The sequence below is a fragment of the Shewanella surugensis genome (genome assembly GCF_023284005.1).
Taxonomy (GTDB): domain Bacteria; phylum Pseudomonadota; class Gammaproteobacteria; order Enterobacterales; family Shewanellaceae; genus Shewanella; species Shewanella surugensis.
Genome location: NZ_JAKIKS010000073.1, coordinates 17,115 through 27,840, shown reverse-complemented (window position 1 = coordinate 27,840; position 10,726 = coordinate 17,115). Strand labels below are relative to the sequence as shown.

The window sequence follows — 10,726 nt, the reverse complement described above, 5'->3', positions numbered from 1 at the left end:
CTCACGAAGCAGCAAGCTTAATGTGCTTGGTTTCTTAAGTCGGCAGGGCACGCTGATTTATCACACGACAGAAAGCAGAGTGAATACTGATGTGGTCATAGAGACGTTCGAGCATTTTATTGATGTGCAACCTCTGGATAAATTGACCGTTATCTATCTTGATAATGCTTCATTTCATCGCGCTAAGCGTTTTCAAGAAAAGTGTCATGAATGGCTGCTAAAAGGCCTAGTTGTGATGTACTTCCCCCCTTACTCACCTGAACTCAATATCATTGAAGTACTGTGGAAAAAGATAAAGTATGAATGGTTATCTTGCCATGATTTTATCACTTTTGATGCACTCAAAGAGAGTGTGAAGAACATCATGGACAACTATCCATCAAAATATACGATAACTTTTAGTTAAGCACTTACACCCATTGTCCCAGCATTCGACTAGGCTTTCGCTTATGGTGATCGACGCTGGCTATCGAAGAAAATACACTCGCCACCAAACTGATTGAAGCTAACGTCATTAGCTTTTTATATTAAGTACCTGAGTTTAAGTTTACGGCAAAATTTATTGTGATTTAAACGCATATTATTTTTGTATAAAAATAATAGTTAAGCCACTTTATTTAAAATCACAGCAAACATCGTTTCCGAATCCATGCTGTAGTAACGAGCTTCCGTGTTTTTAATGAAAGGAAATAACAAAAAATCATATCAGCCATTATTCAAACTTCAACAGACTCATTAAATATCAATCACGGCCACTTAAATGTTGAATTTAGGATGTAAAGTACCACGCACTCATTAGGTGAGAGGGATCTTCGTTTTTAAACGGGGGGGTTAGTTATTTTTAACGTCAGCCTATAGCAATGAATCAAAAAACATTAGATATACACTGGTTTTATCAAAGAATAACAATTGGGCTAAAAAGCGTTTTAATGGCTTTAGTGATTGTTAACCGACTCTTTACCACAAGAAGGGCTCCTCGGCTCTGGCTTCCTGCTTCGCCCTAGCTTCTGCATCCATGCAGTCGTGCGTTTTAGGCATTTCCGATATCCCTATTGGTCTAGGCTTTCTTTATTGCGGATCGTTACAGGGATGCTGCTTATGACGGGCCATATCGGGAACACCTGTTTTAAATCAATGGTGATAACAATTTGGCTAAAAGACGTTTTAATGGCTTTTAGGTTTTGTTATAGGCTGAGGCAAAAGGCAAGACCTGCCCCCCAATGTTCGCGTGTTCTTTTTTGGTCCCATTTTCGTAATACAATAACGCAAGCCTGACCCGTTTTGCCCGTTTTTTTAACTCTGAACCTCTGAGGGCTTGTAATCCTGATGACTAAATTATTCTTTACTAGCGTTTATCATCAATTTAACCCTTAATGCTCGATAAATATTATTAATCTTATAGCCAATATGACACTGCTTTATTTAACTTATGGTTGCTTGACTCTGTAAGGTATTCATTCCGAGTCATGACATGGACATTATCTCCCAGCCCAAGTTTAAATGCCATAGCTTTTATACCCTCGATATGATCTTCTCCTGCTTTGAATACAGCATGCTTCCTTCCTTTTGCAGCTTGAATCCCACTGACTCTTTTTAACATTGCTTCATCCCGAATTCTAGTCAAATTACCTAAAAGTGTATTAACCGATTGGACATCATTTATCCCGAATAGACCTCCGTCTGCATTTCGTAGTGCTAATGTCTGTTGCATTTCTTTCGTAAGATCAGTGATTAATTTTCTGTGTTCCTGTTCATGGGTTTGAAGATCTACCACATCCAAAGCATCGTGTTGAAGTCTCGCTTCAATAATCTTCCCTAAATCACTTATTCGTTGCAGCCAGTCAGGTGCTCTAAGTACGAAACTATCGGTTAACGCTCTCCGAGCAGTTCCTGGATTACCTTTTTCTGTATCGTGATTTGCAGGACCTGTCCATCCTGCCCCACCTTGGGCATTCGCATTTGCGCTTCCCCTCAACTGTCCTACGTTTGCATTTGCTCTGACTTGTGTATCTAAGTTTTCTATATCATTCATTGCCCATAGAAAACTTGATAGCCCTTTGTATACTGGATCTTCCCAATATCTGAGTGTTTGATTATTAACATTCGCAAACAGGTCCAAAATGCCATCGTACTCTTGCTTAATCGTAACGCTTCCAGCCTCATTATATAATTGGTCAGCAACTAGGTCTGGTTGGTTGTTATGAGTTTCCCCCGCAATAGTCAATCGTTGACCATTTTTATGTGCTTCGACTATTGATTGAAGCTGGTGCACTTGCGGCCGTTTGCCTTTATTCATAACCTGCGGTACGTTTTTTTCATTAATGATAGCTTTCATTGATTTATATGCAAAATGAACATCAGTTAGTTTCTGTAATTGAGAATCTTGTTTATTCATAGGTTGCTTACCCACAACACTAAATCTAATATTTTTAGTATGAACTGCTGAATTTGAAACCTGATTAATGTTTTTTTCTATTTGTGCATACATATCTCAAACCTTTTTAATTGGATTTATCACTTGTTATAGGCTGTTTTCAGTTGCCTAATTGTTATAGGCTGGGACGGTAGGATTGTCGATATATCTAAAGTTGTACTGCACGATGCTTTAAAAAGTCAATAAATCCGTATCTTCATGATGTCTGTCACGATTACGTTTATAGATGCCACCTGCCCGGGTTGGCACATGTCGTGCCCCTATTTACCTACCAGTCTTTGTTTTGAAGATCAGTTTAGATTCTTCTAACCATTCTTTACCTTTAGCGTTTATCCACTCTTGTGTTTGTTCCTCCGTAAGTTTCGCATTATTACCAATCATCACTTTCCCGTTGATATATTCCCTAGTTTTACGAAAAAACTCATCAGCCCTTAGGTTCATCTGGTCCGGGTTTAAGAATGAATTCAGCATTTTCTTTTGGTGTGAGTTTATCTTAAGGTCATCGACACTACCATCCCCTAGGGATTGGTAATTGACAGCCGCCTGTATCGCCCACGCTCTCCACTCAATACGAATGATATTGGCTCGTTGTACCTCATCTTTGTTTAGCCCGTACGCATCAATATGACTGGTTCCTATATCATCAATGGCGTGTTGGAGTTCATGAGCGAGTGTAGCTATGTTGTTGTTAAAATCTTCGTTGTTTATATTAGCCTCCCCAACCAGCGGATGTATTCGGATAATTGAGGCAGCCCCATTATTCGTATACGACCCTTCGCCTTTAGTTGTGTTCGGATCTTCCACGATGTTTACCAGATGTCCAGGTATGTTAGTAATAGCATTGTATTGTTCTTTATATATCGATGACGTGATATTCGTCGGGTTTTTGTCTGGTCTATACTTGTTTCTAACTTCCAAGCTGCCATCCCACCCAATAGCTCGTTGAACGGTAAGTTGTGGTTTCTTTAAAATCAAATTAGATCCGAGTGGTATTAAACTAACTTGTTCTTTCTCCGCAAATTTAAAATGTTGCGAGGCATAATTTTTCTTCTGAGCAACAGAATTAGCCACCGCCCTACTTTTCTTTTCTTTTACTTTTTTCTTTTGTGCAAACATATCTCAAACCTCTTTAAATTGGACTTTATCGCTTGTTATAAGCAAATTGCTCCTGCATTTGCTACATACAGGGCATCCATGCCCTAATAGGCTTTCTTTCATTGCCTTCGCGCCATGGATGGTGCTTATGACGGGTCATGTCGGGAACAATGGCCTTAATAACAATTAGGCTAAAAAGCGTTTTAATGATTTTTAGGCTTTGTTATGGGCTGAGCTGTATAAGAAACACAAGCACTGCTGCGCAAAAAAATAGTATGAATAGGTGGGGGTATCATCATATTCCCTCGTTCCATTGGTTTCTCAGGGTGTTTATTGGATTAAGTACATAGTCTCGGAAATTCTCTATAGTTAAATGTATCTTAGAGGGCTTGTGTCTTAGTTCAAACACTGCTAGATTTTCATCCGCTCCCATAGCCCCAATAGATGCAGACGTACCTTCCTCACCCATCATAAGTGAAAGCTTGTCAACATTTGAAGTGTCCCCCTCATCTTGCCCCACCATCCTTCTTTGACTATCCCCTTTGTGTATAGAAGCGTACCATTGTTCAAGAGTGGTGTTTGCTAAATCACCTTCACCCCCAATCATTGCTGGATATAATTTAGTAGCTCCAGTAGCCAAAACCTTTTCTGTTTTTTTCTCCTTTTCATTGTAGTGTGGCAACAACATGAAAGTTCTATCCCAGAAGGTTTCGGCCATTTTCTTATACAGTTCTCTTTCTTTTTCACTCAGCATGTCGTACATAGCGTGAAAATTCGTTCGAGGTAACAATGAAAAACTTGCTTTAGTATACGACGCCTTTTTCTGAGGGTTTTTATATTTTTCACTATATGCGTGCAAATTACGCACAGTCATCATCATGAGGGTCCAAAGCCCCCTAAGACCCTCGATATTTTTACCATACACTAATCCCTTTACCCTATTAAGGTCGGCCAATGTACGTTCACCATCGCTCATTAACAAACCAGACTCATTGACAAGACGATCGTAGTCTTCATCGCGTTCTTGAGTTAAGTTATTCGGACGCACTTGGTTTAATCTTTCTCTAAGTGGATCTGTTAGGTTGTTTATGTTATCTCTGGTTATCGTTTCTAACATTTTCGTAAGACCGCTCACCCCAACCCCTAAGCTGATCTGAGCGTCACCTTTCTTGAGATTTTGCCCTATTGGAGCCGATTCCTCTCCAGGCGCTGTACTTCGCACACGTATCCCACCTTGACGCACGTTTGCGTTATTTAAATTAACATCTGTCGTTTCATTTGTTGCCACAAAAGCATTTAAGTCTGTACTTATTTTTTCGCATTGTTGTAATTGATCATTAAAATCATTTGTTGCCGTGGTGACAAACTCTATTCGTCCACTGTCACTCACAGCTTTCATGCCATTCCTAGTGTATAGTTCATCGCCGTCTGTTGTTCCAACCCATTGTTCATATTCCTTTTTATAAGCCCAAATATGTGTTTCAAACTCGAAGCCTATTTTCCTTTGCACAACTGTTCTATCCGTGTTACCTAGATTGTTATGTGGATTTTCCCGTTGTAACATCTTTCTCTTTTTACCAAGCTCTTGAGTGTGCACCTTTTTTATCTTTGACATGGAGGCGGTATTTTTATTCTGCAATGGTGCATACATATCTCTACCCTTATTCAAATTGGTTTTATTCGATGTTATAGGCTTTCTTTTATTGCCTTCGCGCCATGGATGGTGCTTATGACGGGTCATGTCGGGAACAATGGCCTTAATAACATGCTGTATTAGACCACTGGTGGTCTTTATTACGACTATGTTTTTATTATAGAGTGGCTCAATAACACCCAGATCAGGTGTTATTGAGCCACTCTCACCGTTTTGAGTCTACAAACCTTCCATTTCATCCAATGGCGAATTCCTCTTTGTAACATCAAGGTTAAATCCTTTTGTTTCATTTCCCCTCCCTAGCGCTCAGGGCTGCGTTGTATAGACCTCAGTGATGATTGCTATCTAAGGAGATTGCGGGGATGCCCTATCCATTAATTAGACTGTTAATTGAGTACGCGATTAATTAAGCACGCCATTCATTGAGAAAACACACTGAATTAAATAAAGATGAGAGGCGGATCATTCATTTTTTGAATCGATAAAACATCATCAGCGTTATTATTGTCAGCTTATTATTTCAACTTAGGTTCTTTACACCTAAAAAATCATCGCCAAAGCGACGCTATTAAACCAGCCCTGCTCTTTTTAACGCTTGCTGCCCCAGCAAGGTCGCGTGTTGCTCGAGTCTTTCATCATCATTGATCTCTACACCATTGATCGTGCGTGTGGGTTTAACCATGCCGTTAAGTTGCTGTACCACATGGCCTAATTCATGGGGTAAATGGTGCTCCTGCCCTGGGGCTAAATAAATATCGAGTCCTTGAGCATAAGCATGAGCTTGGACTTTAGCGGGCATAGTGGAATTGTAATGTACCCGTACCCGTTGCAAATTCACCCCAGTGATGGCCTCCATGGCCGCTTTTAATCCAGAGGGTAAATTCCCACGAACACGTTCACTGATGACAGCATTGCTCGGCCAAGCATACTGCTTATTGCCTGAAGGTGATTTCTGAGGCCAATACCAAGAAGATAGCAAGGTTTGTGGGTAATAAGGCATAGTCGATTCCATCATAGAGAATTTTTCATAATAGATTGATATAATGATCCATTAACTCATTATTCCAATGGTTATCGCCATTACGTATTCATTAACACGCGTAATTAACGCTATAGAACAAGTTAACTTTTGGCTGATGAACTGGTTTTGGCTGCCACTAGTTGACTTGATGAATGCGACGTACTGCCTGGTTGTGGATCACTCTTGGCGGTACTTTGTTTCGCTATCGCTTGTTTAGTGGCTGTTTTCACTTGAAATAACCACACCACCAGTTGGTTGATATCATCAAGCGTGAATCTTGCCTCTAAATGCTGATTATGAAGATCCATCAACATCGTTGGCGTATTGATAGACACCGATAAATTCACTTCATTTTGCGCCTTATTAAAATTAAATGCCCATTGATTACCATGAGATAAATCCCCTTGCAGCGGTTTAAAAGCACCACTGATCCCGCTGGAGGCGCCGATTTTTGGTGGCACAACGCCACTCTTATCATCACTGTGGCCCTCAGCCTTGCTCACACTGTCATTGCTGGCTTCACTCATCTACTTATCCTCATCTATCGTTGACTTAAAGTTATTGCTTCATGTAACCGTTTAACGCGCTATTAATAGCGAACTTCAGATGCCATCATGCCGCACCGCAGGCACAGCGTTAAAAATATCCTCGCTGGCAACAGCGAGGATAGACTTAAGCTAATGCTTATTTATTTTGCGAAAACAGCTTAGTGATCCCTAAAGTGTTCGCCGCTTGGCAAGTCACATTGGCTTGTTGTTGGGCATAAACCGCGTTAGCTGCCGCCATGGCGACAGAATTCCCGATAGTTTGATATAAACTGCCCATTGCCATTGCAGGCGCTTCAGCCAATACTTTGGTATTGGTTGCTGATACCGCATCGATAACAGCGCCGTTGACGACGGTTGGTTGACTTGGTTTTGAATCTGCCATGATTGTTCTCCATTTTCTAACGTTAAGAGTTTAAAAGTAAATGTTAAAAATAACCTGTTGTAAACATATTAGGGTTACTTGTTGTCAGCAAATAACTTAGTGATCCCTAAGGTATTCGCTGCCTGACACGTCACATTGGCTTGTTGCTGAGCATAAACCGCATTGGCCGCTGCCATCGCCACAGAGTTACCGATAGTTTGATATAAACTGCCCATTGCCATGGCGGGTGCTTCTGCCAAGACTTTGGTATTGGTTGCTGATACCGAATCGATGATTGCACCGTTAACGACGGTCGGTTGACTTGGTTTTGAGTCTGCCATAATTGGCCTCCTTTTTTATCGCATTGAAAAATAGCTAAATAATGACATTAATCAGTTCATTAACTATCCTGAGAAAACATTTTTGTAATGCCAAGCGTACAAGCTGCTTGACAAGTCACATTGGCTTGCTGCTGCGCATAAACCGCATTCGCCGCTGCCATCGCGACAGAATTACCAACCGTTTGGTATAAACTGCCCATTGCCATAGCAGGTGCTTCAGCCAGTACCCCTGTATTGGTTGCGGATACCGCATCAATAATAGCGCCATTGACGACTGTAGGTTGCTTAGCATCTGGCATATCTTTCTCCTCCCAGAATTACATTTATGCTTAATTGATGCTTTCTCATGAGACGTATGACGTGTCTTCGCCGCACTTGAGAAAACATGAGATAAAACTAAATCAATAACGCATTTAGTTTATTGCTGGACCACACTCATTATTAAATAGATGAGAGATGGTTATCACAATCCGGTATTAAAGATGAGTACTACCTCATCTTATTTTTATATTATCATTAATATTATTCATTAGTTTTCTGATATTTTAAATAAATTAAAAATCAATATTAAAGTAACAAAACAATATTAATTGAGTTAGAAATAATATTAATTTCCAAATGACACAAATATCTTTGTTTGTCACATTTATCGTTATTTTATTTTATAAAATTTTTAGAATATAGAACGACACTCACTGAATATGGCGATCGACACCATATGACGAAACATATTTAAGATCATTTGAAAATCAATATTATTTCGGTTTTAAATCAGATAATACACTGGCCCCAGCCGTCCCCACATTGGCTAAGTTATCCACGGCAAAGGTGATATTCTCCTTAGCATTATCAATAATTTCTTTATAAGCTACATTGGCAGGTTCTGCCAACCACTTTGCTGATGCAACCCCTATCACAGTAGTTTCTATTGTACTGATATTACGTAGCAAATCAGTTGCACTTTCGACTGCAGCGGCAATAGACTGATTGATATTGGCTTGGATCAACTCGGTTGCATTGTCTTTTCCTTCCTTATCACTCATTTATCTATTTGCCTTTTTTCATGGCATCGGTAATCTGTTTTGCTCTATCATCAATATAATCACAAAATTGCTGAGGATCTTGACCCCCCTCAAACACAATATCGACTTTTTTCATTAGCTTGATGTAATCATTATCATATTGTAAAGCCAAACAAGGCACACTGGTCCCCCCACTCGTCGGGGCCTGTTTTAATGTTGACAAAGTGCCTTCCATTTGACTCAATTGCTTATCCGCTGCCTTTTCAACACTGTCCAAACTGGCTATCACATCTTTACTGTTATCAATAAATTTATCGAACTGTTTCAGTTGATCCGCTTGAAAATCTTGCGTTGTGGTCAGCATTTTATTTAAATCAACGGCCATACCGTTACTTGCTCATATTTTTAACGAAAGTAAATGACTCCATTTGATCAAGCATAGATTGACGCATTAAATCAAATTGTATGCGCATATTCTCAACATATTGATTGTGACCAGAAACGAAGTTTCTTTCATAGCTTTGCTGGAAAATCACATCCGCTTGAGCTGCATCAAAAGGTTGATATTGATATCCTTGTTGGAAAGTTGACTCCCGCTGTTGTTCAAAGCTACGATTAGATTGGTGTGTTACTGGAATTTCAGCAGCCGCACCGCAAGTAAACTCCCCCTCACTGTTCTTTATCGCTTCGAATTCATAATTAACTCGAGTGATCATGACCGCTCCCCCTTATCCGCTTCATCTAAAGATAATACGTCATTGATCTGGGCTAATAAATGATTTAGCCCTATTTGATGCACCGCTTTAATTTTATCCATACCCTCTAATGGCGCCAATAACGGTCCTTGCAGACGCAATCCATCGAAATTCTGCGCTCCATGCTGCATTTTGATAGCCTTATTTTCGGTTTGGGGATCAAGCTCTACGGCTCCCGATGCGATTAATGCCTGCTGCTCTAATGCCGCTAGCATCATCTCCAGCTTTTGCTGTTCTTGCTGTTTTAACAACCTCACGCGTTGACTCACATCCAAGGCTAACGCACCGGCCTTCTGACTCGCCGCCAACTGTGCCTGATAACTCACTTGTGCACTGGCATCCTGAAAATACGCGGTTTCAATAGCCTCGCTCTTAACCCCTTCACTAGCCTCAGCATTAATGTCATCATTCGATTGCATCAAAGGCACATCACTTTGCGCCAACGTCGAGCGTGCATCACTTTCTTTGGGCTGGGCATGATTAAAGTATGTTGTCATAATGGCTCCTATTAATAAGGTTAATAGCTCGCTGTTGCAGTGATCTGATGTAAACGACGCTCAATCACTTTTCGATGTACGCCCAATAATGTGGCTGCTTTTGTCTTATTACCACCACTTTGGTCCATAGCCGCCTCAACTAATGCATCGTAAATGGCCTTTATTTTGTTTTCGATAGGCAATTCAATAATTTCTCTCGCCAGCTTGCTTAATACATCCGGATCGGCTTCACAGACAGATAAAGCATGAATACACTGCGCCGACAAATAATCGTCATCAGCCAAGATAACCAGTTTATCAATGGTATTTTTAAGCTGTCTAATATTGCCAGGCCAAACGGCATATTTAAATAAATCCATCGCACATTGACTGAAAGTCATACTCTTGTGTTGTTTCGAAAAGTAATGCACTAACAAAGGAATATCTTCTCGGCGTTGGGCCAGTGACGGGATCGTCAGTTCAAATAAATTTAAACGATAAAATAAATCTTCCCGAAAAGCTTTGTCTTTGACTCTTTGACTCATATTCTGATGCGTAGCTGAAATAATCCTTCCTGTAAAATGACGTTTTTCACTGCTGCCAATACGACAAAAATATTTGCTTTCTAATACCCGTAGCAATTTTGGCTGATGGACAAGGGGCAGTTCAGCAATTTCATCGAAAAACAAAGTACCATTATGGGCTTGTGCAAAAAAACCATCATGATTTTTATCTGCGCCAGTAAAAGCCCCTTTTTCATGGCCAAACAATAAAGATTCAAACAAATGCTCGGGAATGGCACTACAGTTAACCGCTATCATTTCCCCTTTTCGGTCACTCAATTGATGAATGGCATTGGCAAATAATTCTTTACCGGTACCCGTTTCTCCCTTGAGCAAAACAGGGCAATCTGTCACGGCTATTTTTCCTATTTGTGACGCTAATGCGTGGATCGAAGCGGCATTACCAATAATGCCGGGTAATATTGTTGGCGAACTTTGGTAAGTCATGTTCATCTA

General features: G+C 40.3%; 14 protein-coding genes. 1 reads left to right on the top strand and 13 read right to left on the bottom strand.

Annotation, left to right across the window (positions count from 1 at the left end; all coding sequences use genetic code 11):
* Positions 1-406: transposase (locus tag L2764_RS16925; RefSeq protein ID WP_248941465.1), on the top strand; the 406-nt coding region annotated here is incomplete at its 5' end.
* 990 nt (positions 407-1,396) lie between these two features.
* Here L2764_RS16925 and L2764_RS16920 read toward each other — a convergent pair.
* From L2764_RS16920 to L2764_RS16860, 13 genes are all read right to left on the bottom strand, one after another.
* Complete coding sequence (locus L2764_RS16920; RefSeq protein ID WP_248941464.1) at positions 1,397-2,488, bottom strand: hypothetical protein; 1,092 nt, start codon at positions 2,486-2,488, stop codon at positions 1,397-1,399.
* Positions 2,489-2,698: 210 nt separating this feature from the next.
* Positions 2,699-3,550 (bottom strand): hypothetical protein, encoded by an 852-nt coding sequence (locus L2764_RS16915; protein ID WP_248941463.1) that lies wholly within the window; start codon positions 3,548-3,550, stop codon positions 2,699-2,701.
* A 274-nt stretch (positions 3,551-3,824) separates the two neighbouring features.
* Positions 3,825-5,180, bottom strand: coding sequence for a hypothetical protein (locus tag L2764_RS16910; RefSeq protein ID WP_248941461.1), 1,356 nt, complete (start codon positions 5,178-5,180; stop codon positions 3,825-3,827).
* A 571-nt stretch (positions 5,181-5,751) separates the two neighbouring features.
* Positions 5,752-6,183 carry an eCIS core domain-containing protein gene (locus L2764_RS16905; protein ID WP_248941460.1) on the bottom strand — a complete coding sequence of 144 codons (432 nt, stop codon included), beginning with the start codon at positions 6,181-6,183 and terminating at the stop codon, positions 5,752-5,754.
* A gap of 122 nt (positions 6,184-6,305) precedes the next feature.
* Positions 6,306-6,731, bottom strand: a complete 426-nt coding sequence (locus L2764_RS16900; protein WP_248941459.1) for a hypothetical protein — start codon at positions 6,729-6,731, stop codon at positions 6,306-6,308.
* Between the two features lie 157 nt (positions 6,732-6,888).
* Positions 6,889-7,134 (bottom strand): RebB family R body protein, encoded by a 246-nt coding sequence (locus L2764_RS16895; protein WP_248941457.1) that lies wholly within the window; start codon positions 7,132-7,134, stop codon positions 6,889-6,891.
* A 74-nt stretch (positions 7,135-7,208) separates the two neighbouring features.
* Positions 7,209-7,454, bottom strand: coding sequence for a RebB family R body protein (locus L2764_RS16890; RefSeq protein ID WP_248941456.1), 246 nt, complete (start codon positions 7,452-7,454; stop codon positions 7,209-7,211).
* Between the two features lie 59 nt (positions 7,455-7,513).
* Complete coding sequence (locus L2764_RS16885) at positions 7,514-7,753, bottom strand: RebB family R body protein (RefSeq protein ID WP_248941455.1); 240 nt, start codon at positions 7,751-7,753, stop codon at positions 7,514-7,516.
* Between the two features lie 456 nt (positions 7,754-8,209).
* Positions 8,210-8,497 carry a hypothetical protein gene (locus tag L2764_RS16880; RefSeq protein ID WP_248941454.1) on the bottom strand — a complete coding sequence of 96 codons (288 nt, stop codon included), beginning with the start codon at positions 8,495-8,497 and terminating at the stop codon, positions 8,210-8,212.
* Between the two features lie 4 nt (positions 8,498-8,501).
* Entirely contained in the window at positions 8,502-8,861 is a 360-nt protein-coding gene (locus L2764_RS16875; protein ID WP_248941453.1) for a hypothetical protein, read from the bottom strand.
* 4 nt (positions 8,862-8,865) lie between these two features.
* Positions 8,866-9,192, bottom strand: coding sequence for a hypothetical protein (locus tag L2764_RS16870; RefSeq protein WP_248941452.1), 327 nt, complete (start codon positions 9,190-9,192; stop codon positions 8,866-8,868).
* Positions 9,189-9,728 carry a hypothetical protein gene (locus L2764_RS16865; RefSeq protein ID WP_248941451.1) on the bottom strand — a complete coding sequence of 180 codons (540 nt, stop codon included), beginning with the start codon at positions 9,726-9,728 and terminating at the stop codon, positions 9,189-9,191. The genes L2764_RS16870 and L2764_RS16865 overlap by 4 nt, the downstream gene beginning before the upstream one ends.
* Before the next feature lie 20 nt (positions 9,729-9,748).
* Positions 9,749-10,717 carry a sigma 54-interacting transcriptional regulator gene (locus tag L2764_RS16860; RefSeq protein ID WP_248941450.1) on the bottom strand — a complete coding sequence of 323 codons (969 nt, stop codon included), beginning with the start codon at positions 10,715-10,717 and terminating at the stop codon, positions 9,749-9,751.
* Positions 10,718-10,726 lie beyond the last annotated feature (9 nt).

Excerpts from the sequence above, each read along its gene's own strand:
- L2764_RS16865 (WP_248941451.1), bottom strand. The coding sequence starts at position 9,728 with ATGACAACATACTTTAATCATGCCCAGCCCAAAGAAAGTGATGCACGC.
- L2764_RS16895 (WP_248941457.1), bottom strand. The coding sequence starts at position 7,134 with ATGGCAGATTCAAAACCAAGTCAACCAACCGTCGTCAACGGCGCTGTT.
- L2764_RS16875 (WP_248941453.1), bottom strand. The coding sequence starts at position 8,861 with ATGGCCGTTGATTTAAATAAAATGCTGACCACAACGCAAGATTTTCAA.
- L2764_RS16880 (WP_248941454.1), bottom strand. The coding sequence starts at position 8,497 with ATGAGTGATAAGGAAGGAAAAGACAATGCAACCGAGTTGATCCAAGCC.
- L2764_RS16910 (WP_248941461.1), bottom strand. The coding sequence starts at position 5,180 with ATGTATGCACCATTGCAGAATAAAAATACCGCCTCCATGTCAAAGATA.
- L2764_RS16905 (WP_248941460.1), bottom strand. The coding sequence starts at position 6,183 with ATGCCTTATTACCCACAAACCTTGCTATCTTCTTGGTATTGGCCTCAG.
- L2764_RS16860 (WP_248941450.1), bottom strand. The coding sequence starts at position 10,717 with ATGACTTACCAAAGTTCGCCAACAATATTACCCGGCATTATTGGTAAT.
- L2764_RS16890 (WP_248941456.1), bottom strand. The coding sequence starts at position 7,454 with ATGGCAGACTCAAAACCAAGTCAACCGACCGTCGTTAACGGTGCAATC.
- L2764_RS16900 (WP_248941459.1), bottom strand. The coding sequence starts at position 6,731 with ATGAGTGAAGCCAGCAATGACAGTGTGAGCAAGGCTGAGGGCCACAGT.
- L2764_RS16870 (WP_248941452.1), bottom strand. The coding sequence starts at position 9,192 with ATGATCACTCGAGTTAATTATGAATTCGAAGCGATAAAGAACAGTGAG.
- L2764_RS16920 (WP_248941464.1), bottom strand. The coding sequence starts at position 2,488 with ATGTATGCACAAATAGAAAAAAACATTAATCAGGTTTCAAATTCAGCA.
- L2764_RS16915 (WP_248941463.1), bottom strand. The coding sequence starts at position 3,550 with ATGTTTGCACAAAAGAAAAAAGTAAAAGAAAAGAAAAGTAGGGCGGTG.
- L2764_RS16885 (WP_248941455.1), bottom strand. The coding sequence starts at position 7,753 with ATGCCAGATGCTAAGCAACCTACAGTCGTCAATGGCGCTATTATTGAT.